At 29.0% G+C, this 22,551-nt stretch carries 25 protein-coding genes; 21 read left to right on the top strand and 4 right to left on the bottom strand.

Features of this window, described 5'->3' with window-relative positions; genetic code table 11:
* Positions 1–3 precede the first annotated feature (3 nt).
* From ABXT56_RS03350 to ABXT56_RS03335, 4 genes are read left to right on the top strand one after another with little or no spacing between them, the layout of a single operon-like run.
* Positions 4–750 (top strand): ATP-binding cassette domain-containing protein, encoded by a 747-nt coding sequence (locus ABXT56_RS03350; RefSeq protein ID WP_415301269.1) that lies wholly within the window; start codon positions 4–6, stop codon positions 748–750.
* Complete coding sequence (locus ABXT56_RS03345) at positions 751–1,554, top strand: metal ABC transporter permease (RefSeq protein ID WP_271525560.1); 804 nt, start codon at positions 751–753, stop codon at positions 1,552–1,554.
* A gap of 24 nt (positions 1,555–1,578) precedes the next feature.
* Positions 1,579–1,977, top strand: a complete 399-nt coding sequence (locus ABXT56_RS03340) for a Fur family transcriptional regulator (protein WP_415301266.1) — start codon at positions 1,579–1,581, stop codon at positions 1,975–1,977.
* A complete protein-coding gene (locus ABXT56_RS03335; protein WP_415301264.1) occupies positions 1,978–2,976 on the top strand; it encodes an Ldh family oxidoreductase in 999 nt (332 codons plus the stop codon).
* Here the strand turns inward: ABXT56_RS03335 and xth are convergent.
* The gene (gene xth / locus ABXT56_RS03330; protein WP_415301262.1) at positions 2,968–3,744 is read right to left on the bottom strand and encodes an exodeoxyribonuclease III; all 777 of its coding nucleotides are present in this window, start codon (positions 3,742–3,744) and stop codon (positions 2,968–2,970) included. The two genes, ABXT56_RS03335 and xth, sit on opposite strands and share 9 nt — an antisense overlap.
* A complete protein-coding gene (locus ABXT56_RS03325) occupies positions 3,744–4,061 on the bottom strand; it encodes a HesB/IscA family protein (protein ID WP_415301260.1) in 318 nt (105 codons plus the stop codon). Before ABXT56_RS03325 ends, xth begins: the two co-directional genes overlap by 1 nt.
* A 50-nt stretch (positions 4,062–4,111) precedes the next feature.
* Between ABXT56_RS03325 and ABXT56_RS03320 the strand changes: the two genes are divergently transcribed.
* Genes ABXT56_RS03320 through secF form a run of 13 tightly spaced genes read left to right on the top strand, consistent with a single transcriptional unit; the run spans position 4,112 to position 14,872 of the window.
* Positions 4,112–5,227, top strand: coding sequence for a deoxyguanosinetriphosphate triphosphohydrolase (locus ABXT56_RS03320; protein ID WP_415301259.1), 1,116 nt, complete (start codon positions 4,112–4,114; stop codon positions 5,225–5,227).
* Positions 5,227–6,960 carry an arginine--tRNA ligase gene (gene argS / locus ABXT56_RS03315; RefSeq protein WP_415301257.1) on the top strand — a complete coding sequence of 578 codons (1,734 nt, stop codon included), beginning with the start codon at positions 5,227–5,229 and terminating at the stop codon, positions 6,958–6,960. The genes ABXT56_RS03320 and argS overlap by 1 nt, the downstream gene beginning before the upstream one ends.
* Positions 6,960–7,223, top strand: coding sequence for a hypothetical protein (locus ABXT56_RS03310; RefSeq protein ID WP_415301255.1), 264 nt, complete (start codon positions 6,960–6,962; stop codon positions 7,221–7,223). The genes argS and ABXT56_RS03310 overlap by 1 nt, the downstream gene beginning before the upstream one ends.
* Positions 7,216–8,163, top strand: a complete 948-nt coding sequence (locus ABXT56_RS03305; RefSeq protein WP_415301253.1) for a glycoside hydrolase family 3 N-terminal domain-containing protein — start codon at positions 7,216–7,218, stop codon at positions 8,161–8,163. Before ABXT56_RS03310 ends, ABXT56_RS03305 begins: the two co-directional genes overlap by 8 nt.
* An 8-nt stretch (positions 8,164–8,171) precedes the next feature.
* Positions 8,172–8,912, top strand: a complete 741-nt coding sequence (locus ABXT56_RS03300; protein ID WP_415301252.1) for a segregation and condensation protein A — start codon at positions 8,172–8,174, stop codon at positions 8,910–8,912.
* Complete coding sequence (scpB, locus tag ABXT56_RS03295) at positions 8,909–9,607, top strand: SMC-Scp complex subunit ScpB (RefSeq protein ID WP_415301250.1); 699 nt, start codon at positions 8,909–8,911, stop codon at positions 9,605–9,607. The genes ABXT56_RS03300 and scpB overlap by 4 nt, the downstream gene beginning before the upstream one ends.
* A 42-nt stretch (positions 9,608–9,649) precedes the next feature.
* Positions 9,650–9,850, top strand: coding sequence for a twin-arginine translocase TatA/TatE family subunit (locus tag ABXT56_RS03290; protein WP_415301248.1), 201 nt, complete (start codon positions 9,650–9,652; stop codon positions 9,848–9,850).
* Between the two features lie 5 nt (positions 9,851–9,855).
* Complete coding sequence (gene tatB, locus ABXT56_RS03285) at positions 9,856–10,077, top strand: Sec-independent protein translocase protein TatB (RefSeq protein WP_415301246.1); 222 nt, start codon at positions 9,856–9,858, stop codon at positions 10,075–10,077.
* The gene (gene tatC, locus ABXT56_RS03280) at positions 10,064–10,828 is read left to right on the top strand and encodes a twin-arginine translocase subunit TatC (RefSeq protein ID WP_415301244.1); all 765 of its coding nucleotides are present in this window, start codon (positions 10,064–10,066) and stop codon (positions 10,826–10,828) included. The genes tatB and tatC overlap by 14 nt, the downstream gene beginning before the upstream one ends.
* Positions 10,821–12,080 carry a serine--tRNA ligase gene (gene serS, locus ABXT56_RS03275; protein ID WP_415301242.1) on the top strand — a complete coding sequence of 420 codons (1,260 nt, stop codon included), beginning with the start codon at positions 10,821–10,823 and terminating at the stop codon, positions 12,078–12,080. Before tatC ends, serS begins: the two co-directional genes overlap by 8 nt.
* A 53-nt stretch (positions 12,081–12,133) precedes the next feature.
* A complete protein-coding gene (gene yajC / locus ABXT56_RS03270; protein ID WP_415301240.1) occupies positions 12,134–12,418 on the top strand; it encodes a preprotein translocase subunit YajC in 285 nt (94 codons plus the stop codon).
* 12 nt (positions 12,419–12,430) lie between these two features.
* Positions 12,431–13,984, top strand: a complete 1,554-nt coding sequence (secD, locus tag ABXT56_RS03265) for a protein translocase subunit SecD (protein ID WP_415301238.1) — start codon at positions 12,431–12,433, stop codon at positions 13,982–13,984.
* Positions 13,985–14,872 carry a protein translocase subunit SecF gene (gene secF, locus ABXT56_RS03260; protein ID WP_415301236.1) on the top strand — a complete coding sequence of 296 codons (888 nt, stop codon included), beginning with the start codon at positions 13,985–13,987 and terminating at the stop codon, positions 14,870–14,872.
* 2 nt (positions 14,873–14,874) lie between these two features.
* Here the strand turns inward: secF and ABXT56_RS03255 are convergent, their stop codons facing one another.
* Positions 14,875–15,468: a urate hydroxylase PuuD gene (locus ABXT56_RS03255; protein WP_415301375.1), complete on the bottom strand. Its 594-nt coding sequence runs from the start codon at positions 15,466–15,468 to the stop codon at positions 14,875–14,877.
* Between the two features lie 54 nt (positions 15,469–15,522).
* Positions 15,523–18,375, bottom strand: a complete 2,853-nt coding sequence (uvrA, locus tag ABXT56_RS03250; RefSeq protein ID WP_415301234.1) for an excinuclease ABC subunit UvrA — start codon at positions 18,373–18,375, stop codon at positions 15,523–15,525.
* Positions 18,376–18,464: 89 nt separating this feature from the next.
* Between uvrA and ssb the strand changes: the two genes are divergently transcribed.
* From ssb to ABXT56_RS03230, 4 genes are read left to right on the top strand one after another with little or no spacing between them, the layout of a single operon-like run.
* Entirely contained in the window at positions 18,465–18,926 is a 462-nt protein-coding gene (gene ssb / locus ABXT56_RS03245; protein WP_415301232.1) for a single-stranded DNA-binding protein, read from the top strand.
* Between the two features lie 5 nt (positions 18,927–18,931).
* Complete coding sequence (gene gyrA / locus ABXT56_RS03240) at positions 18,932–21,502, top strand: DNA gyrase subunit A (protein WP_415301230.1); 2,571 nt, start codon at positions 18,932–18,934, stop codon at positions 21,500–21,502.
* Positions 21,502–21,996, top strand: coding sequence for a pantetheine-phosphate adenylyltransferase (gene coaD, locus ABXT56_RS03235; RefSeq protein ID WP_415301228.1), 495 nt, complete (start codon positions 21,502–21,504; stop codon positions 21,994–21,996). Before gyrA ends, coaD begins: the two co-directional genes overlap by 1 nt.
* On the top strand, positions 21,989–22,543 hold the full coding sequence (locus tag ABXT56_RS03230; RefSeq protein ID WP_415301226.1) for a peptidylprolyl isomerase: 555 nt from the start codon (positions 21,989–21,991) through the stop codon (positions 22,541–22,543). Before coaD ends, ABXT56_RS03230 begins: the two co-directional genes overlap by 8 nt.
* Positions 22,544–22,551: the final 8 nt, after the last annotated feature.

The following is a 22,551-nucleotide window of genomic DNA, read 5'->3' as shown; positions in this document are numbered from 1 at the left end:
TAAATGAATTCAGATAATAATATATTAGTTAAATTAAATAATGCAGGTTTTCGCCAAAATAATAAATGGCTAGTAGAAGATGTATCTCTACAAGTTGAGAAGGGTAAAATTGTAACTCTCATTGGTCCCAATGGTTCAGGAAAAAGTACAACTGCCAAAATTGCATTAGGTATTTATAAAAATATTGAAGGAAGTATTGAAAAAAATACTAATAAAATTGGATATGTTCCTCAAAAAATTTCAATAGATTGGACATTACCACTCAGAGTTAAAGACTTTATGGTTTTAACTGAAAATATTAAGGATGCTCAGATTAATGAAGCTTTATCATTAACTGGAGTAATGCATCTTAAAAATAAAAATTTAGGTAATTTATCAGGAGGGGAGTTTCAAAGAGTTTTGCTTGCTAGAGCTATTTCAAAAAAACCAGAACTGTTAGTACTTGATGAACCAGTTCAAGGTGTCGATTATACAGGTGAGATAGCGTTGTATGCATTAATTAAAAAAATATCAGATACTTTAAATTGTGGAATTTTATTGATTTCACATGACTTACATACGGTAATGACTGCAACAGACCATGTTGTCTGTTTAAATGGCCATGTTTGTTGTTCAGGTTCACCTGTTGATGTTGCAAAAAATAGTGAATATAAAACCTTATTTGGAGAACAAGCGTCTCAAATCCTTTCAGTTTATGAGCATAAACATGATCACGAGCATTCTGATGAAGGCAGGATAAAAAAAAATTAAATGTTTGATGATTTTTTTATAAGAGCATTGGTGGCTGGGATTGGAATTGCCTTAGTTGCAGGACCACTTGGATGTTTTGTTGTTTGGAGAAGATTATCTTATTTTGGTGATACACTTTCTCATTCAGCATTACTGGGTGTTACAATGGCATATACATTTGATCTAAATATTGCTCTTTCAGTATTTTTGATTTCATCAGTAATAGCCTTAATATTAATACAGCTTCAAAAAAAAACTAATTTACCTGGTGATGCTTTACTCGGTCTTTTAGCTCACTCTTCATTAGCTGTTGGATTGGTAGTAATTGGTTTTTTAACTTTTATAAGATTTGATATCATGGGACTATTATTTGGAGATATATTGGCTGTAACAACTAATGATATATTTGTTGTATGGGGTGGTGGTGCTATAATTTTAGTTATACTTAAATTAATTTGGAAACCTTTATTTGCATCTACTGTTAATTATGAATTAGCTGAAGCTGAAGGTTTGAATCCAGATAGATCAAAAGCTATATTTACAATTTTACTAGCTGCCGTTATTGCCATATCAATTAAAATGGTAGGTTTGTTATTAATTACTGGAATGTTGATTATCCCCGCTGCAATGGCTAGAAATATGTCAGACAGTCCACAAAAAATGGTAATTTACTCGGTTATAGGAGGATTATTGTCTGTAATTTTGGGATTATTTTCTTCATTAGAGTTTAATACTTCTTCGGGACCCTCAATAATTGTAGCGTCTTTGATCTTATTTATTTTATCTTTACTAAATATAAAACAGTCGATTAAATTGAAAAACTAATGAGTTATTGTTAAACTTTTGATTATGCATAAAGAAATCAATCTATCAAAAAATCAACAAATTATTTTTGATTTTATAGAAAAAGCTAAAGAACCACTTAAGGCTTATTCTATTTTATTTAATGTTCAAAAAAAGGGAATTAAAGCTCCATTACAAGTTTACAGGGCATTAGATAAGCTGATCGAAATAGGAAAAATACATAAAGTAGAAAGTAGAAATGCTTTTATAGCATGTAAAAGTTCAAGTTGTGAAATTTCACAAGCAACGGCTTTTTCAATATGTAATAAGTGTGAAAATGTTTCTGAAATTAATAATCCAAAACTTTCAAAATATTTAACTAATTTTAAAGACGATACTGGAATGCAATATAATAAATATAATTTAGAGTTTTTTGGTTTATGCAAAAAATGTAAAGCAAAATAGATGAGTACAGTATCCTTAACATTAAATGAAATTTTAGAATTAGCTAAAAAAACATTACTAGCTAATGGTTGTGATGATGAAAATGCTAGTATTTTAGCAGATACTATAATGAGAGCTGAAAGAGATGGTTCTGTTTCTCATGGTTTGTTTAGATTACCAGCTTATGTAGCAGGTTTAAAAAGTAAAAAAATTAATGGTAAAGCAAGACCTGAATTAGAAAATGTTGCTCCAAGTATTATTAAAGTATTAGGTAATAATGCCGTTGCACCAATGGTTTTAAGTTTAGGATTACCTGCTGTTATTGATTTAGCTAAAAAAAATGGTGTAGCAGTTCTAGCTATAAAAAATTCACATCACATGGCAGCTCTTTGGCCAGAAACTGAAGCCATTGCTGAAGCAGGACTTGTTGGTATCGCTTGCACATCTTATAAGCCTGCCGTTGCACCGGCAGGTGCTACGAAACCTTTATATGGTACAAATCCAATTTCTTTTGCTTGGCCTAGACCTGGTAAAACTCCTGTTGTCTACGATATGGCAACTGCCTCAATGGCAATGGGTGAAGTTCAGATTGCAAAAAGAGAAGGGCACAAAGTTTCTCTTGGAACGGGTTTAACTAAAGAGGGTAAAGAAACAACCGATCCTGGAGAAATAGCTGATGGTGGAGTTATACTTCCTTTTGGAGGCTATAAAGGATCTAGTATAGCAATGATGGTTGAATTATTAGCTGGAGCATTAATAGGTGAAAATTTTAGTTTTGAAACTGCTGCTAAAGATAATAACGATGGTGGCCCTCCAAGCGGTGGTGAATTTATTATAGCAATCTCACCTGAGAAAATTTCTGGTAAAGGTTGGGATAAACATGCTGATGAGTTTTTTAGTAAAATGTCAGCTATGGATGGTGTTAGACTTCCAGGTGAAAGAAGACATAAAAATAGACTAGATAAAGGACCAAGAAATATTAATGAAGAACTTGTTAATAAAATTAAATCTTTAAGTTAATTCAATTTCAATAGGTGTGTGATCTGAGGGTTTTTCTTTTCCTCTGGGGTCTTTATTAATATTAACATTCTTTACTATATTTAATAAAGAATTTGATACTAAGAAGTGATCTATTCTTAATCCATTATTTTTCTGCCAAGCTCCTCTCATATAATCCCAATAAGTATAACCTTCTTTTTCACCATTAATATGACGGTAGGCATCATGAAAACCTAGATTAATCATTTCTCTAAATTTTTTTCTTATTTCAAGTCTATATAAAGCATCATCTTCAAATCCTTTAATATTATAAGCATCTTCAGCAGAAGGTAGGATGTTGAAATCACCAGCTAAAATAATATTTTCATTTTTCTTTGAAAGAGTTTTTAGTTGTTTAATCAAACTATCTAACCATTCTTTTTTATAAGTATATTTATCAGTATCTACAGGATTACCGTTTGGTGTGTAAATATTAACTAGTTGTATATTTTTTTTCTTATGTTTTAATTCTGCTGAAATAATTCTAGATTGTTTTAACTTATCTTTAATCAAATCTAATCTGACATTTTCTAGTTTATGTTTAGATATAATAGCAACACCATTATAACTCTTTTGTCCAAATACATGACTTTCATAATCTAATGAAGAAAAATCATCGTATGGAAATGTTTCATCTTGTGTTTTAATTTCTTGCATCATAACAACGTCAGGAGAAAATTTTTGAAGGTATTCTTTAATATTTTCAATTCTTGCTCTAACAGAATTGACATTCCACGATGTTATGATCATTATACTGAGAATGAAACACCACAACCACACGAAGATTTACTTTGTGGGTTTGTGATCTTAAATTGATCACCAATTAGCTCTGAGACAAAATCAACTTCTGAACCTTTGAGTAAATCTGCTGAAGTTTTATCTATGAGAATATTTTCATGCTTTAAGTCATCTGCTTCTAATTTTTTGTCAAAAGTAAACTCATATTGAAAACCTGAACATCCACCACCTTTAATAGCGATTCTAAAAAATGACCCTGGATCTTTTTGAGACAACAAATTATTAATCTGTTTTATAGCTTTATCTGTAAATTTAATTTCTTTAATCATATAACAACACTGATATTACTAATATAATATCAATTTATTAAATTTAAAGTATGAATAATTACTCAAATTTAGCACTGTCTAAAAGCAAAGGACGTATTTTTAAGGAAGCTAATTCACTTTATAGAACGCCATTTCAAAGAGATAGAGATAGAATTATCCATAGTGCCTCATTCAGAAGGTTAAAGCATAAAACGCAAGTTTTTGTTAATACCGAGGGTGATCACTTTAGAACTAGAATTACTCATTCAATTGAAGTTGCACAAATTGCAAGATCTATAGCTAAGCATTTGGGTTTAAATGATGATCTAGCTGAAACTTTAAGTTTAGCTCATGACTTAGGTCATACCCCCTTTGGACATGCTGGAGAAGATGCTCTCAATGAATGCATGACCAACTTTGGAGGTTTTGATCACAATCTTCAAACTTTAAGAATAATTATGTTCCTTGAACATAAATATCTTAAATTTAAAGGTCTTAATTTAACATTAGAAACTTTAGATGGATTATTAAAACATAATGGCCCAGTTGAAGATCTTTCAACAGTTAATAGGTTGATTGGATTAAAAAGTTTTAATAATAAAATAGATTTTACTAGCTTTGGCTCATTAGAAGCTCAAATATCAGCAATTTCAGATGATATTGCTTATAACAATCATGATATACAAGATGGCATTAGAGCAAAAATGTTTAATTTAAATGACTTAATTGAAATTAATTTTTTTAAGGATATTTATAAATCTCACAAGAAAAATATTAAAAATAATAATAAAGATATTTTGATATATCAAATAATAAGAGACTCAATAGATTTAATGGTTAAAGATTTAATTAAAAATACTATAAATAATTTAAAAATTAATAAGATTAAATCTTTAAAAAAAGTTTATAAATTAGATGAACCTATAGTATGTTTTTCTAGTCAGTTCCTAAAAATTGAAAAAGAAGTAAGGTTTTTTTTAAGAAGCAAAATGTATAATAATAAAAAAGTATTATTGAAAAACCATCATGGAAAAAAAATTGTTAGTAAACTTTTTTATAAAATCAAGAATAATCCAAAAAAATTTATAACTGCTGAACAATTAAACAAAGATCCTAATAGAGCAATTGCTGATTTTATTTCAGGAATGACAGATAGATATGCAATCAATTTAAATAAAGGTATTTAATGAATATTTTTAATCTCTACTTAGATAAAATAATAATTTTGATTAAAAAATTAAATAAAGATGGATCTTTAGACTTACCTAAATCTTTAAATGGAATTAACGTAGACATACCACCATCAAATTTTGACTGTGATATTTCATCTAATGTAGCCATGGTACTCTCTAAGGCTAATAAAAAATCTCCAATTGATATTGCAAACATTCTAATTGATTTAATAAAAAATGATGATGAAAATATTGAAACTATTTCTGTAGCAAAACCTGGTTTTATAAATATTAAATTTAAATCAATATATTGGAACAACTTTATTAAAGATGTAAATGAAAATTATAAAAACTTTGGTGTTAATACTAAAGAAAAAAAACAAAGGTATCTTATAGAGTTTGTTTCTGCTAATCCGACGGGACCATTACATGTGGGTCATTGTCGTGGTGCAATTTTAGGAGATGTAATTTCTAATATATTAATTTTTAATAAGCATGATGTTTCAAAAGAATATTATGTAAACGATTATGGCAACCAAATTATAAATTTTACAAAATCTGTCTTTCATAGAATTAGGGAAATTCTTAATAATGAAAAGTTTCCTATTGATAATTCAGATCTTTATCCTGGTGATTACCTGGTTGACATCGCAAAAAGTATTATAGATAAAAATAAAAATTTAAAATTTGATAAATTTGATGATGTATCTAAAGAGTTAACACTATTATCTGTGTCAGAGTCACTGCAGTTAATTAAGACCAATTTAGCTAATTTGGGAATAGTGCATGATAAGTTTACTAGTGAAACTGAAATTGTTTTAAATAATGAAGTAGAAAAGGTAATTCAGAATTTAAAAAAGAAAAATCTAGTATACGAAGGAAAAATTAAAGCACCTAAAGGAGAAAACGTTGATAATTGGGTAGAAAGAAAGCAACTTTTATTTAAATCAACTGATTTTGGGGATGATAAAGATAGAGCCTTACAAAAATCAGATAAGTCATGGACATACTTTGCCAGTGATGTTGCTTATCATAATAACAAACTTAACAGAGGTTACGATGTACTTATTAACATACTTGGAGCTGACCACGCAGGGTACATAAAAAGAATTACTTCAGTTGTAGAGGCTCTTTCTAGTGGTAAGAATAAGTTAGTTTGTAAAGTTAGCCAGCTAGTAAAGTTAATTAAAGACGGTAATCCATTTAAAATGTCTAAAAGAAAAGGGGATTATATCACAGTAGAAGATTTAATTTCAGAAGTTGGTAAAGACGCAACACGATTTATGATGCTTAATAGAAGTAGCGATGTTGAGTTAGATTTTGATTTTTCAAAAGTCAAAGAAAAGTCAAAAGATAATCCATTATATTATGTTCAGTATTGTTTTGCGAGAATATCATCTGTTTTCAGACATGTTGATTTAAATATTAATAAAGATTTAAGTATTAGTGAATATGATTTTCAATATTCCAAGGATGAAATTAAGATTTTAAAAAAGATTGCTGAATGGCCTAAATGTGTTGAGGTAGCTAGCCTAAGATTAGAACCACATAGAATACCCGTTTATTTATATGAACTATCATCTGAATTTCATTCTTATTGGAATATGGGTAAAGATGATCCAAGTAAAAGATTTATTAACGATCAAAAAGAAATACCTAATGATAAATTAGTTTTTTTAAAAGTTATATCTAATGTAATTAGATCAGGAATGAATATTGTTGGTGTTGATACACCAGAAAAAATGTAATGTTAAAAGAATTAAAATACTTTTTATATTTATTTGTTATCATATTGTTTTTTTTCTTTTCATTAAAATATTATTTTTCAGACATTAATAAGAAAAATTCTTACAGATCTTATAAATTGATAGATGAAAAAATTACCAAGTATTCTGAAAATATAATTTTATTGAAAAGTGATACTGTTGACATAGTTGAATATGTTGAAAAAACTATAGACAAAAATAAAAAAAATTATAACTTTTGGAATTTAATAAACAATAATGAATAACAGAAGAAGCTTTATAACTGGAATAAAATCCACAAGATTATCATCAAAAGAAAAAAAATTTATAAGAAAATATAAGCCGTGGGGAGTAATACTATTTTCAAGAAATATTAAATCTTTATTACAAACAAAAAAATTAACTGATCAAATAAAAAAAATTTTTAAAGATAAAAATTACCCAATCTTAATAGACCAAGAAGGTGGTCGTGTTAATAGATTAAAAAAATTTCTTAATGCAGAACCTTTAACCGGAGAATTTTTTGGTCAGCTTTATGTAAAAGACAAAAAAAAATTTATTAAATATTATAAAATCTTTATAGACCAAACATCTTTTTTATTAAAATCTATTGGTGTAAACATTAACACTCTTCCTGTTTTGGATATTAGATCAAAAGGTTCTAGCTCAATAATTGGTGATAGATCTTTTTCAAAAAACCCAAAAATTGTCTCTAAAATCGGTGATATATGCATAAACCTTTTTCATAAAAACAAAATAGGTACTGTTATGAAGCATATACCTGGACACGGATTGGCTAGAGTTGATAGTCATAAGTTTACACCATTTGTCAAAAAAAATTTAAGATATTTAAAAACTAATGATTTCTCTACATTTAAAAATAAATCTAGCCTCTTTGCTATGACTGCACATATTATATATTCTAAGATTGATAAAATAAATACAGCTACACATTCAAAAAAAATAATCCAATTAATTAGAAAGTATATTAAATTTAAAAATCTAATTATATCAGATGATATTTCTATGAAGGGTCTAAAAGGATCCATTAAAGATAATACGATTAAAGCATTTAAAGCAGGTTGTAATCTAGTTCTACATTGTAATGCTGATTACAAGGAAATGCATGAAGTAGCCATTCATTCACCTAAAATAGATAAATTTATAATTAAAAAAACATCACAATTTTATAAAATTATAAGTTAATATTGATTATGTCTATTTCCGATTCTATTAACTTTAATGTTGAACTTGATAACTATCAAGGTCCCCTTGATGTTTTGCTTGATTTAGCAAAAGCTCAAAAAGTTGATCTTGAAAATATTTCTATAACTTTGTTAGCAGATCAATTTTATAAATATATCACAAAAGAAAAAAATCTCAATTTAGATGTTGCATCTGAATATTTATTAATGGCAACTTGGTTAACTTATTTAAAATCTAAGCTTTTATTACCAGGAAATCCTGAGGAAGAATTTAAAGTCCAAGAGGTAGCTGAACAACTAAAGTTACAATTAAAAAAATTGGAACTAATACGTTTATTATCTGATCAAATGTTAAAAAGAAAAAGACTTGGAAGAGAAATTCGTTCAAGAGGTATTAAGGGAAGTATTAGATCAATATACAGTACAGAGTATAAACTAAACCTCTATGAGTTATTAAAAACTTATTCAAACGTCATTATGACAAAGGACTTTCAAAGAATGAATATTCCAAAGCTTCCTGTATTTACTACAGAAGATGGAATTAAACGTATTAAACAATTTTTTGGTAAATTAATAGATTGGAAAAACTTAAATGATTTAATCCCACAAGGTTTTAAAAATGGTGTAAAATATAAAAGAACTGGGAAAGCAGGTATATTTGCTGGATCTCTTGAGCTTGTTAAAGAGGGTGATCTAACTATTAAACAAGAAAATTTATTTGATGAAATTTATATTAAGGAAGTTAAATGAAAAAAAAAAAAAATATAAATAATAAAATTGTAAAATTTCCTAAAAAATTAAATGAAGGTGAAAGAGAGGTTGAAGCTATTATTTTTGCTGCTTTAGAGCCACTAGACATTGACACAATAGAGTCAAAGATTTCAAAAAAAATTGATGTGCGTAAAACTTTAGAAAAACTTCAAATAGAATATTCAACAAGAGGTATAAATTTGGTATGTATTTCCAATAGATGGTCATTTAGAACTTCTGAAACTTTATCAAGCTTGATGTCTCAGGAAAAAACTGTCGAAAAGAAATTATCCAGAGCTGCTATTGAAACATTGGCTATAATTGTTTATCATCAACCTGTAACAAGAGCAGAAATTGAAGAAATTAGAGGCGTGGCTTTTGGAACCAACACCTTGGATATACTAATGGAACTTAATTGGGTTAAACCCCAAGGCCGTAAAGATGTACCAGGAAAACCAATTCAATATGGAACAACTAATGACTTTCTAAGTCACTTTAGTCTTCAAAAATTATCCGACTTACCAACAGTCGATGAGCTTGGTTCTGCCGGTTTAATTGATAGTGCCAATATAGACAATGCAATTTTTGGAACAGGTAAATTTTATAAAGAAAAACAAGAAGAAAAAAAGGAAGACATTTATGAAAATATAGATGAGATGTTAGGTGGTACTCTTAGTCAGGATGAAGAAAAATAAAAAGTTTCTTTAAAATTTAATCTAAAAGAGGTATAAAATTATATGAGTATTGGAATTTGGCAAATAGCTATAGTTGTAATTTTGGTTGTCCTTTTATTTGGAAGAGGTAAAATTTCTGGTTTGATGGGAGATGTAGCAAAAGGTATTAAAAGTTTTAAAAAAGGTATGGCTACAGATATAACAGATGAACCTCAGCCAAAAAATGTTTCTGAAAATAATCAAGACACTAAAGACAAAGAATAAATCAAATGCCTACTATTGGTTGGTTTGAGATTTTATTAGTAGTAGCTGTTGCTATCATTGTTATTGGTCCAAAAGATTTTCCTTTTATGCTTAAAAAAGTTGGTTCTTGGATAGGTACAACTAAACGCTACATAAGCAATATACAAAATGAAGTAGCCGATCTTGATATAGATTCAAATGAGATAGATAAACCTACTGAAAATAAAAAAGATAATGACAAAGCCTGAAAATGACAGTGGCTTTGTTAGTCACTTAGCGGAATTAAGAAAAAGACTAATACATTCCTTTATTTTTTTATTTATATTTTTTATAGGATGTTATTTTTTTTCAGAACATCTTTATGGGTTTTTAGTTGAACCATTTGCTCAAGCTGTAAAAGATAGCGGCACTGATAGGAGATTAATTTTTACAGCTTTACAAGAAACATTTTTGACCTATTTAAAGGTGTCATTCTTTGCAGCATTTTTTGTTACTTGTCCTTTTATCTTAATGCAAATTTGGAAATTTATTGCACCAGGACTTTATAAGCATGAAAAAATTGCAATTATTCCTTATCTAATACTTACACCAATATTATTTTTTTTAGGTGGAATGCTTGTTTATTATTTAATAATGCCCCTTGCTATAAAGTTTTTTTTATCTTTTGAAAGCACTGGCGTATCAACTGGTTTACCTATTCAATTAGAAGCTAAAGTTAATGAATATCTTTCTTTAGTAATGAAGTTAATTTTTGCATTTGGAATAAGTTTCCAGCTTCCTGTTGTTCTTAGTTTATTAGCAAGAGTAGGTATAGTCGACGCTAAATTTCTTAGAGAAAGAAGAAAGTATGTAGTTGTTATTATTTTTGCAGCTGCAGCGTTATTAACACCTCCAGATCCTGTAACTCAGATTGGGCTAGCAATACCATTATTGATTTTATATGAATTATCTATATTTTCAGTGAATATTATCGAAAAGAAAAATAATAAAAATGCATAACATAAAAGAAATCAGAAATGACATAGAAAGCTTTAAGAATGCCTTAGATAAAAGATTTTTAAAAATTGATTTAGATAAAATACTTTCTTTAGATGAAAATAATAGAAAATACATTCAACAAAGAGAAAGTTTAGAAAAAGAAAAAAAAGATATTTCAAAATCAAAAGATAAATCTCTTTTTGAAAAATCTAAAAAAATTTCTTTTGAAATTGAAAAAATTAATAAATTACAAATTATTGCAAAAAAAGAACTTGAGTCAATGCTATCATCTATTCCAAACATACCTTTTTCTGATGTTCCTATCGGTAAAGATGAAAACTCAAATATAGAGATTTCAAAATCTGGAACAATTCCTAAATTTACATTCAAACCCAAGTCTCATTATGAGTTGGGTGAAAATTTGGATATGTTAGATTTCGATTTAGCAACAAGAACTACAGGATCGAGGTTTGTTTTTGTAAAGGACAAACTAGCTTTACTTGAAAGAGCCCTTTCTAATTTTATGCTTGATACTCATATTAATAATAACGGTTATAAAGAAATTTCACCCCCATTGATTGCTACAGATAATACAATGTTTGGCACTGGTCAATTACCAAAGTTTGATAATGATCAATTTGAACTAAAATTAGATGATTCAAGTGATAGAAAATTTTTAATCCCAACAGCTGAAGTTATATTAACGAATATAGTTAAAAATAAAATTGTTGATAAAAATGATCTCCCCATGAGAATGGTTGCCTCAACTCCATGTTTTAGAAAAGAGGCAGGTAGTTATGGCAAGGATACAAAAGGAATGATCAGACAGCATCAATTTTATAAAGTTGAAATGGTCAGTATTGTAGAAAATGAAAAATGTTTGTCTGAATTAGACCGAATGACTGATTGTGCAACTAAAATATTAGACTTATTAGAACTTCCTTATAGAAGAATAGTTTTATGTACAGGTGATATGGGGTTTAGTGCTGAAAAAACTTTTGATATCGAAGTTTGGCTTCCATCAGAGGAAAAGTACAGAGAAATTTCAAGTTGCTCTTCATGTGGTTCTTTCCAGGCTAGAAGAATGAAGGCCAGATATAAGAATGACAACAAAGAAACTGTGCTAGTTGGTACTTTAAATGGGAGTGGATTGGCGGTAGGTAGAACTCTGGTTGCTATACTGGAAAACTACCAACAAGAAGATGGTTCTATTATTGTACCTAAAGTTTTAAAGCCATACATGAATAATATTGAGAAAATCTTTAAGATTTAAAGTTGTTTTAATGAGACAGATGTTGTAAGTATTCATTTTAATCAAGGAGAAATATGGATCAAGGAATAGGCCAATTTATACCACTAATTTTAATTTTTGTAATTTTTTACTTTTTTTTAATAAGACCTCAACAAAAAAAAGTCAAAGAACATAAAGCTATGGTAGAAAATTTAGCAAGAGGGGACAAAGTTGTAACATCTGCTGGTATAATTGGAACTGTTGAAAGAATTATAGATAATGAAAAAGTTGAAGTGCAAATAGCTGACAACGTTAAAGTTGAAATTATCAAAGCCACAGGAATTCAAGGACTACTTAACTCTCCTGAAGTAAAAAAATAACATTAAACTAAAGTGTTATACTTTTCAAAATTAAGAATTAGTTTAGTTTCTTTATTAACACTTTTTTTTATATTTATTGCTTCATCAAATTTTCAATTATTTGAAAATAATTTCATATCGAAAAAAATTAATCTTGGATTAGATTTGCAAGGTGGTTCTTATTTATTACTTGAAATTGATAATGGTCCTGTAGAATTGCAAAAATTACAAAACACTACCACTATTATACGAAATTTTCTTAAAAATAAAGAAATACGATTTAATGACTTAAAGATAGAAGATAATAAAATAATATTTAGTGTATTTAAAAATAATTTATCATTAGTAGAAACTTATTTTTTAGATAAGGAAAGTGAAATTAATCCTTATTACAACCAATATAAATCACATCAATTTGATGTAGAAGTGAAAAACAATCAATTTACATTAACACTTTCTAAATATGGACTTATTGAAATCAAAACATCCTCGCAGGATCAAGCTCTTGAAATTGTTAGAAGAAGAGTCGATGAGGTGGGTACTAATGAACCGAATATACTTAAAAGAGGTAATAATAGAATTCTAGTTGAGCTTCCGGGTCTAGATGATCCCATGCGTATAAAGTCACTTTTAGGAAAAACTGCAAATTTAACATTTAGATTTGTTACTCAAAATAGTAACGATACGTTTGGTGCTGAAATACTTCAGTTCGAAGATGGGACAACTGAAGTGCTTGTTAGCAAAAGAATAATCTTAAATGGTGAAAATTTACTTGATGCTCAACCGCAAATGAACAATCAAACAAATGAAACAGTTGTTTCATTCACACTTGATAGAGTTGGTGCTAAAAGATTTGGTAAAGCAACAAGTACAGGCTTAGGAAAACAATTAGCAATAGTTTTAGATGGCAAAATTGTTAGTGCTCCTGTAATTAGAGATACAATAGCAAGTGGAAATGGTCAAATTAGTGGTAATTTTACTTTTCAATCAGCAACTGACTTAGCTTTACTACTTAGATCGGGTGCTCTTCCTGCACCATTAAATATAATTGAAGAAAGAACAGTAGGGCCAGACCTTGGTCAAGATTCAATTAATGCTGGAATAATTGCTCTTATGATCGGTTTCTTATTGGTGATAATTTTTATGTTTGTTAAATATAGAATATTTGGTCTAATTGCTAACATAACACTGTTAGTTAATCTATTTTTTTTGGTAGGTATTTTAACACTATTCGAAGCAACACTAACGCTTCCTGGTATAGCAGGTATTATTTTAACAGTAGGTATGGCAGTTGATGCAAATGTATTAATTTTTGAAAGAATTAAAGAAGAATGCAAGAAAGAAAAAAATAATATAATAGCTTTTGATACAGGTTATGTAAAATCAAAAACTGCAATTATAGATGCAAATATAACTACATTAATTGCAGCTATAATCTTATTCTTTATGGGCTCTGGACCAGTTAAAGGCTTCTCTGTGACCTTAGCTGTAGGAATTTTTACTACACTGTTTTCAGTTTATTTTATTGCAAGAATGCTTACCGGTCTTTACGTGGTAAGAAATAAAGAAAAAACTAACCTAATATAAATGATTAATTTTAATAAATTTTATAAACTATTTAACCTTATCTCTTTAAGTCTTGTCGTTGCATCTGTTCTATTGTTATTTTTTAAAGGACTTAATTTTGGTGTAGATTTTAAAGGTGGAACCTTAATAGAGCTAAGGTCTAATGATAAAAATATTAATGTCACTTCTTTAAGACAATCTTTTAATAAAATGAATTTAGGAGATTTTAATGTTAAAAAATTTGGTAATGAAAATGATTTTTTAATTAAAATTGAAAAAAAAGATACAAGTGCAAACGCTATTGAGATTATTAAAAAAGATTTAACATCTTCTTTGGGAGGCTCTTTTAATTTCAGAAGAGTTGAAAATGTAGGTCCAAAAGTTAGCTCTGAATTATTAAAGTCTGGTATTATTGCAATCGCACTATCTCTAGCTGCAATGTTATTTTACATATGGATAAGATTTGAATGGCAATTTAGCTTGGGTGCAATTTTAGCCCTATTTCACGATGTCATTATAACACTAGGTCTTTTCTCACTATTTAGTCTAGAAATAAATCTATCAATAGTTGCCGCCGTTTTAACTATAGTTGGTTATTCGATGAACGATACTGTTGTCATTTATGACAGAGTTAGGGAAAATTTAAGAAAGTTTTCTGATATCAAGATTTATGAACTTACAAATATCTCAATCAATGAAACTCTTTCCAGAACTATAATTACATCAGCCACAACATTGCTTGCCTTAGTTTCAATTTATTTATTTGGTGGGGAAATATTAAAAGGTTTTTCTTTAGCCATGATAATGGGTGTTATATTTGGAACTTATTCTTCAATTTATATAGCTAATCCAATACTTGTAAAACTTAGAGTTTCACAAAAAACAATCCTAAAAGAAGATACAGAATAAATTTAATAAAGGTTTTGAGCTGCTACCATTGAAAGTAACATTGGTATCGATAAAAGAGTATTTGTTCTTGAAAACAACATTGCTGTTCTTGCTGATTTTGCTTTAACATCAGGTTCACACTCAACAATGCCTAAAGCTCTTTTTTGATTTGGCCAAATTATAAACCAAACATTATAAGCCATATATAAACCAAGCCACATCCCAATACCAATAGCAGTACTTTTTCCACCACCACCTAATGTCATAGCATCGTGTAAATAACCATTCAGATAAGCTAAAATTAATCCTGACAGAACTGTTAGTAATGCAGCGTATCTAAAATAAAATAATGCAGCTGGAGCAATAACTTTACCTATAGCTGGTTTCTGTTCATCAGGAATTTTTGCCATATTTGGTATTTGAACAAAATTAAAATACCATAATAATCCAATCCACATAATTGCTACAGTTACATGTACTAGTCTTGTTAACCAACTCCAAAAAATTGTATCAAAATCAAAACCACCATTACTATAGAATAAACCCACAAACAGAATTAAAGCTAATGCTAATGATGCATGAATTGTTTTAGGTAATGAAGAAAGTAAATTTCCCATGATTCTTATTATCATACACTAAAAAAATTAATCTTTAAATTGTTTCTTAAATTTCTACGTTAACAGGTTTTTTAGAAATTGACCTGTATAACTGCTTTTATTGTTAATAATCTCCTCAGGTTTTCCTTCTGCGATGATATTACCTCCCTTAACACCTCCCTCTGGACCCATATCAACAATATAATCAGCTGTTTTAATAACATCTAAATTGTGTTCAATTACAACCACAGTATTGCCCAGTTTGACAAAAGTATGCAAAATTTCTAATAACTTTTTTATATCGTGCTGGTGTAGTCCAGTTGTCGGTTCATCTAAAATATACATGGTTCTGCCAGTTGATCTTTTTGATAACTCTTTAGCAAGTTTTATTCTTTGAGCTTCACCACCAGATAAAGTCGTGGCTTGTTGACCAATTTTTATATAACCTAAACCAACTTTTTTAAGAGTTAATAATTTTGTTTTGATATTTGATATGTTTTCAAAATAATCACATCCTTCATCAACTGACATACTTAATACATCAGCAATACTTTTATCTTTAAACTTAATTTCAAGAGTTTCTCTATTATATCTGGTACCTTTGCATTCGTCGCATTGAATATATACATCTGGAAGAAAATGCATTTCATATGTAATAACACCATCTCCTTCACAAGCTTCGCACCTTCCTCCTTTTACATTGAATGAAAATCTTCCAGGTTTATAACCTCTTGTTTTCGATTCAGGTAAACCTGTAAACCAATCTCTAATGGGTCCAAATGCTCCTGTATAAGTTGCTGGATTTGATCTTGGTGTTCTGCCAATAGGTGATTGATCTATATCTATAATTTTATCAATCAATTCTACACCTTTATAGTTTTTAAATGCCTTAGGAGCTTTTCTTGCTTTGCTGTTAAGTGTTAAATTTAAAGCATGATATAAGGTTTGTAATATTAGTGTTGATTTACCACTACCTGAAACACCGGTAATGCAAGTAAAACTGCCAGTTGGAATCTTAAGATTTACATTCTTTAGATTGTTTCCACTAGCACCAACGATTTCGACAAACCTACCATTTTTCGCTAATCGACGAACTTTTGGAATTTCAATTATTTTTTTGTTTGATAAATATTGTCCAGTAATACTGTTCTTATTTTTTTTTATTTCTTCGTATGTTCCTTGTGCTGTAATTTGACCACCGTTAGTTCCAGCTTCAGGACCCATGTCAATAATGTGGTCTGCATTTTCCATAGTTTCTGTATCGTGCTCTACTACAATTACTGTATTACCTAAATCACGAAGTCTTTTAAGTGCGTTAATAAGTTTTATATTATCTTTTTGATGTAAACCAATAGATGGTTCGTCAAGGACGTATAAAACACCTGTCAAACCTGATCCAATTTGTGAAGCTAGCCTTATTCTTTGCGCCTCACCACCAGAAAGAGTTCCTGACTCTCTTGATAATGTTAGATAATCCAATCCAACATTTAATAAAAAATTTAGTCTTTCGTTAATTTCTTTTAGTACGTGTTCTGCAATCTTAAATTGCCTTTTATCTAAATTTTTCTCTAAATTTTTAAACCATTCTGCTGAGTCCAAGATTGATTTTTTTGTTACTTCACTAATATTGTGATCATCAATTTTAACACATAAAGCTTCTTCCTTTAATCTGTCTCCATTACAACTCTCACATGCTGAATCAGATTGATACTCAGCTATAGCTTCTCTTTTCCATTCACTATCAGATTCAAGAAATCTTCTTTCAAGATTATTTATTACACCTTCAAAAGTTTTTTTATGAGAGTATTTTTCATAACCATCGTCATAATTAAATTTAATTTCATCATCATCTGAACCATATAAAATTACATCTTTGAATTTTTTTGAAAGTTTTTTCCATTTTTCATCTAAAGAAAAACCATAATGTTTTGCTATTGAAGCTAATGTTTGAGCATAATAAAGTGTTGTAGATTTTGCCCATGGTTCAATTGCACCATCTGCAATACTTTTTCTTTCATCAGGAATGACTAAATTAGGATCTACATTTAGTTTTATACCTATACCCTCACACTCCGCACATGCACCATATGGGCTGTTAAAAGAAAAAAGCCTTGGCTCGATTTCTTCAATTGTAAAACCACTTTCTGGACACGCAAACTTAGTTGAATATATTAATTTTTCAATTTTTCTAAATTTTTGCGGAAGTGTTTCATCTTCATATTCTACAAAAATTAATCCATTTGATAAATTGATTGCAGCTTCAACACTTTCAGCTAATCTATTTCCTATTTTTGAATTTAAAATAATTCTATCAACCAATACTGAAATATCATGTTTAAGTTTTTTATCTAAATTAGGTGACTTATCAATATCATATAAGACATTATCTATTTTAATTTTTCTAAATCCTCTTCTTTTGTAACTTAGAATATCTTTTCTATATTCGCCTTTACGACCTCTTACTACTGGAGCATAAATATAAATAGTTGATTTTTTTGGTAATTTTTTTATTAAATCGACAATTTGAGTTATAGTTTGTGATGTAATTGGTTTGCCTGTAAATGGTGAATAGGGGATACCCGCCCTTGCAAACAAAACTCTCATGTAATCATAAATTTCTGTAACAGTTGCAACTGTTGATCTTGGATTTTTAGATGTATTTTTTTGCTCAATTGCAATTGCTGGACTCAAACCTTCTATGAGGTCAACATTTGGCTTTTTCATTTTATCTAAAAATTGACGAGCATAAGCTGATAAACTTTCTACATACCTTCTTTGTCCCTCTGCATATATTGTATCAAAAGCTAATGAGGATTTTCCAGAACCAGAAAGGCCTGTAATAACAACAAATTGATCTTTAGGGATTTCTACTGAAACATTCTTTAAATTATGCTCCTTTGCACCCTTGATAACTATCTTTTTGATCATAATTTTAGTTGCTTTAAATTAATAAAATTAATATTGAGTTTATATTGTGGTATAAATCTAAATAAATAAATAAACACTTATAAAATATTATGGCTGGAAGTTTAAATAAAGTATTATTAATTGGGCGATTAGGCGCAGACCCAGAAATCAAACAAATGTCGAATAGCAAAAGTTTTGCTACCTTAAGTTTGGCTACTAGCCAATCTTGGAAAGATAAAGCAACTGGCGAAAAAAAAGAAAAAACAGAATGGCACCGAATAGTTGTATTTAATGAAGGGTTAGTCAATGTCGTTCAGCAATATTTGAAAAAAGGTGCTCAAATTTATGTAGAGGGACAGATAACGACTAGAAAATGGAAAGATGAACAATCTGGTCAAGACAAGTACTCAACTGAAATTGTAATTCAAGGATACAATTCTTCACTTACTATGTTAGGTGGTGGAAACACTGGCGGTGGTGGTATCCAAATTGATAATTCACAAGCTGTTGCTAGCAACCCTGATGATAGCCCCCAAGCCCCTAATGATATGGATGACGAAATTCCATTTTAGTTTCTATGAAAGACACAGAAATACCTAAAGACAAAAATATTAAACTTATCTCAATGCATGATGAGATGAGCTCATCTTACTTATCATATGCAATGAGTGTAATTGTGAGTAGGGCTCTTCCTGATGTCAGAGATGGACTTAAACCAGTTCATAGAAGAATATTATTTGCCATGTATAAAGGTGGCTACGATTGGTCAAAACAATTTAGAAAATCTGCAAGAATTGTTGGTGATGTTATTGGTAAATACCATCCTCATGGTGATCAGTCAGTTTATGATGCTCTAGTTAGAATGGTTCAGGACTTTTCAATGAGTTTGCCATTAGTTCAGGGCCAAGGTAATTTTGGCTCTATAGATGGAGATCCAGCTGCTGCTATGAGATATACCGAAACAAGACTAGCTAAGGTATCTCAATATCTAATTGATGACATAGAAAAAAATACTATTGAATATAAAAGTAACTATGATGAGACCGAAAAAGAACCAACTGTTTTACCAGCACAATATCCGAATTTATTAGTAAATGGAGCTGGTGGTATAGCAGTAGGAATGGCAACAAGTATACCACCTCATAACTTAGGTGAAATTATAAATGGGACTTTAGCTTTAATTGAAAACAAAGATGTTAAGATTAAAGAATTAATGAAGCATATACCTGGACCTGATTTCCCTACAGGGGGAGTTATTATTGGTAAAGATATTATTAAAGCAGGCTATAATGTTGGGCGAGGTTCCTTTAAAATTAGAGGAGAAATTAGTATTGAGGCTCAAAAAAATGGAAGAGAAAGACTTGTAATTACTTCTGTTCCATATCAAGTTAATAAATCTGTTTTGAATGAAAGAATAGCTCAATTGGTAAGAGAAAAAAAAATTGAAGGCATCAGAGATATAAGAGATGAATCTAACAGAGAAGGAATTAGAGTAGCTATTGATTTGAGAAATGGGGTTGAGCCAGAAACTATTAAAAGGCAACTTTACAAAAACACGTCTATTGAAAGTTCTTTTGGCTTCAACACACTTGCTATTGTCGATGGAAAACCAAAAATTTGTAATTTAAAAGATTTTTTAACTAACTTTTTAACATTCCGTGAAGATGTAGTAATTAAAAAAACTAAATATGATTTAAAAAAAGCAGTCGACAGGGCTCATATTTTGATTGGTCTCTCTGTATCAGTTGAAAACTTAGATAAAATTATAAAAATTATTAGATCATCAAAAACTCCTGAAGATGCTAAAAAATCACTATTGTCAACAAAATGGAAGATTAACAAATCATTAAAATTAATTTCTCTAGTAGAAGATAAAAAAAGTAAAAATTTATATTCATTCACAGAGCCGCAAGTCATATCAATTTTAGAATTAAGACTTCAAAAATTAACAGCTTTAGGTATCAGTGAAATAGAGATTGAAATTAAAAAATTAGCAGATTTAATTAAATCTTATAAAAAAATACTTAACTCAAAAAAAGAACTTTTGAGAGTAATAAGTGAAGAATTAAAGTCAATTAAGGAGAAATTTGCAGTACCAAGGAGAACTAAAATTATAGATGCAATATTAAATTATGATATTGAGGAAACAATTCAAAAAGAATCTATAATCATTACTGTTACACTACAAGGTTATATAAAAAGAGGGCCATTAAGTAATGTAAAACAACAAAAAAGAGGAGGTAAGGGTAAATCTGGAATAACAACCAGAGATGCTGACTCTGTTGTACAAACATTATCTGTTAATACTCACACATCAGTTCTTTTCTTTTCAACAGAAGGACTTGTTTATAGGATCAAAGCTTGGAAAATTCCGGAAGGATCAACTACTTCAAAAGGTAAATCTTTGTTCAATATCCTTCCACTAAAAAGTCATCAATCTATTAGTTCTATAATGCCATTTCCTGATGATGAAAGTGATTTAAAAAATTTACAAATTGTCTTTGCAACAGCTAAAGGGAAAGTAAGAAAAAATAGTCTTGAAGATTTTTCATCAATAAACTCCGCTGGAAAGATTGCAATGAAACTTGATCCTAATGATAAAATTGTTGGTGTTGAAATTTGTAAAGAACATCAAGATATCATGTTAAGTACTAAAAATGGAAAATGCATAAGATTTGAGTCAAAAAAACTTCGAATATTTAAAGGAAGATCCTCAAAAGGTATTAAAGGTATAGAATTGGCTCAAAATGACGAAATAGTTTCTTTATCAATTGTAAATAAAGATAAGGGGAAAAAAACTATTAAAGATAGTAAAGATGAATTAACAGGAAAAGAAAGATTTATATTGTCAATTACAGAAAATGGTTTTGGAAAAAAAACAACTAATTTAGATTATAGAGTAACAAACAGGGGTGGTAAGGGTATTATTGGCATAATTAACTCTCCAAGAAATGGTAGCATCTGTTCTTCATTTCCAGTTGTTGAACCTGATGAAATAATGATTTCTACTAACAAAGGTAGGGTTATTAGAGTTGCTGTTAAAGAAATAAGAACTGCAGGAAGAAATACCCAAGGCGTAAGAATTATTAAATTATCAGGCGATGAAAAAGTAGTTTCAGCTATAAAAATTGATGATAACTTGGCTTAATGAAAAAAGTTGCCATATATCCTGGTACATTTGATCCCATTACGTTTGGCCATATTGACGTAATAAAAAAAGCTTTAAAGTTATTTCATAAAATTGTTATAGCTGCATCTGATGGAACTAATAAAGATTATCTTTTTAACTCATCTGAACGTATTGAGCTGATTAAGAAAGCACTTTTTGTAGATTTAAAATTTGATAGGAGAAAAATTGAAATTATTTCTTTTACATCGTTAACTACTGATTTATGTAAAAAATATAATTCAAATATTATCTTAAGAGGATTGAGAGCCGTATCTGACTTTGAATACGAATTTCAACTAGCTGGAATGAATAGAAAATTAAATAATAATATTGAAACAATTTTTTTGATGTCAGATGTTGAAAATCAAATTATTTCTTCAAGATTTGTTAAAGAAATTATTAGATTGAAAGGAGATATCAAAAAATTTACTACAAAAAGCACAATAAAGTCTTTAAAGGAAAAATATGAATAAATTTATAACAAAATTCTTAATTTTATTTTTTTTATTAACCAACAATATAATAGCAGAGGAGAATACAATGATTTTAAAACTTAAAGATGGAGATGTTAAAATAGAACTTTTTGAAGATGTATCACCAAACCACGTAAAGAGAATTAAGCAATTAGCTCAAGAAGGAAAATATGATGGAGTTGTTTTTCATAGAGTAATAGATGGTTTTATGGCTCAAACTGGTGATGTAAAATTTGGAAACTCTTCTAATAGTGATTATGATTTAAGAAGAGCCGGTATGGGTGGATCAGATTTACCTGATCTTAAAGAAGAATTTAATAATTTGCCTCATGAAAGAGGAACACTATCAATGGCAAGATCACAAGACCCAAACAGTGCTAATAGCCAATTCTTTATCTGTTTTAAAGAAGCTTCATTTTTAGATAAACAATATACGGTATTTGGTAAAGTTGTTGAAGGCATGGAGTTTGTTGATAAAATTAAAAGAGGTGATGAAAATAATAACGGTTCAGTATCAGACCCAGATAAAATTATTAGTTTTAAATAATAACACCT

Source organism: Candidatus Pelagibacter sp. Uisw_134_02, assembly GCF_047720265.1.
Lineage (GTDB): Bacteria > Pseudomonadota > Alphaproteobacteria > Pelagibacterales > Pelagibacteraceae > Pelagibacter.
Note: the sequence above shows the minus strand (reverse complement) of the source record. Positions and strands in the feature narration are given on the sequence as shown.

What these genes read in the sequence shown, in the direction of transcription:
- gyrA (WP_415301230.1), top strand. Translation starts at nt 18,932, where the DNA reads ATGAAAGACACAGAAATACCTAAAGACAAAAATATTAAACTTATCTCA.
- argS (WP_415301257.1), top strand. Translation starts at nt 5,227, where the DNA reads ATGAATATTTTTAATCTCTACTTAGATAAAATAATAATTTTGATTAAA.
- ABXT56_RS03290 (WP_415301248.1), top strand. Translation starts at nt 9,650, where the DNA reads ATGAGTATTGGAATTTGGCAAATAGCTATAGTTGTAATTTTGGTTGTC.
- ABXT56_RS03340 (WP_415301266.1), top strand. Translation starts at nt 1,579, where the DNA reads ATGCATAAAGAAATCAATCTATCAAAAAATCAACAAATTATTTTTGAT.
- yajC (WP_415301240.1), top strand. Translation starts at nt 12,134, where the DNA reads ATGGATCAAGGAATAGGCCAATTTATACCACTAATTTTAATTTTTGTA.
- ABXT56_RS03230 (WP_415301226.1), top strand. Translation starts at nt 21,989, where the DNA reads ATGAATAAATTTATAACAAAATTCTTAATTTTATTTTTTTTATTAACC.
- tatC (WP_415301244.1), top strand. Translation starts at nt 10,064, where the DNA reads ATGACAAAGCCTGAAAATGACAGTGGCTTTGTTAGTCACTTAGCGGAA.
- serS (WP_415301242.1), top strand. Translation starts at nt 10,821, where the DNA reads ATGCATAACATAAAAGAAATCAGAAATGACATAGAAAGCTTTAAGAAT.
- scpB (WP_415301250.1), top strand. Translation starts at nt 8,909, where the DNA reads ATGAAAAAAAAAAAAAATATAAATAATAAAATTGTAAAATTTCCTAAA.
- coaD (WP_415301228.1), top strand. Translation starts at nt 21,502, where the DNA reads ATGAAAAAAGTTGCCATATATCCTGGTACATTTGATCCCATTACGTTT.
- ABXT56_RS03310 (WP_415301255.1), top strand. Translation starts at nt 6,960, where the DNA reads ATGTTAAAAGAATTAAAATACTTTTTATATTTATTTGTTATCATATTG.
- xth (WP_415301262.1), bottom strand. Translation starts at nt 3,744, where the DNA reads ATGATCATAACATCGTGGAATGTCAATTCTGTTAGAGCAAGAATTGAA.
- ABXT56_RS03305 (WP_415301253.1), top strand. Translation starts at nt 7,216, where the DNA reads ATGAATAACAGAAGAAGCTTTATAACTGGAATAAAATCCACAAGATTA.
- ABXT56_RS03325 (WP_415301260.1), bottom strand. Translation starts at nt 4,061, where the DNA reads ATGATTAAAGAAATTAAATTTACAGATAAAGCTATAAAACAGATTAAT.
- secF (WP_415301236.1), top strand. Translation starts at nt 13,985, where the DNA reads ATGATTAATTTTAATAAATTTTATAAACTATTTAACCTTATCTCTTTA.
- ssb (WP_415301232.1), top strand. Translation starts at nt 18,465, where the DNA reads ATGGCTGGAAGTTTAAATAAAGTATTATTAATTGGGCGATTAGGCGCA.
- tatB (WP_415301246.1), top strand. Translation starts at nt 9,856, where the DNA reads ATGCCTACTATTGGTTGGTTTGAGATTTTATTAGTAGTAGCTGTTGCT.
- uvrA (WP_415301234.1), bottom strand. Translation starts at nt 18,375, where the DNA reads ATGATCAAAAAGATAGTTATCAAGGGTGCAAAGGAGCATAATTTAAAG.
- ABXT56_RS03255 (WP_415301375.1), bottom strand. Translation starts at nt 15,468, where the DNA reads ATGGGAAATTTACTTTCTTCATTACCTAAAACAATTCATGCATCATTA.
- ABXT56_RS03345 (WP_271525560.1), top strand. Translation starts at nt 751, where the DNA reads ATGTTTGATGATTTTTTTATAAGAGCATTGGTGGCTGGGATTGGAATT.
- ABXT56_RS03350 (WP_415301269.1), top strand. Translation starts at nt 4, where the DNA reads ATGAATTCAGATAATAATATATTAGTTAAATTAAATAATGCAGGTTTT.
- ABXT56_RS03320 (WP_415301259.1), top strand. Translation starts at nt 4,112, where the DNA reads ATGAATAATTACTCAAATTTAGCACTGTCTAAAAGCAAAGGACGTATT.
- ABXT56_RS03300 (WP_415301252.1), top strand. Translation starts at nt 8,172, where the DNA reads ATGTCTATTTCCGATTCTATTAACTTTAATGTTGAACTTGATAACTAT.
- ABXT56_RS03335 (WP_415301264.1), top strand. Translation starts at nt 1,978, where the DNA reads ATGAGTACAGTATCCTTAACATTAAATGAAATTTTAGAATTAGCTAAA.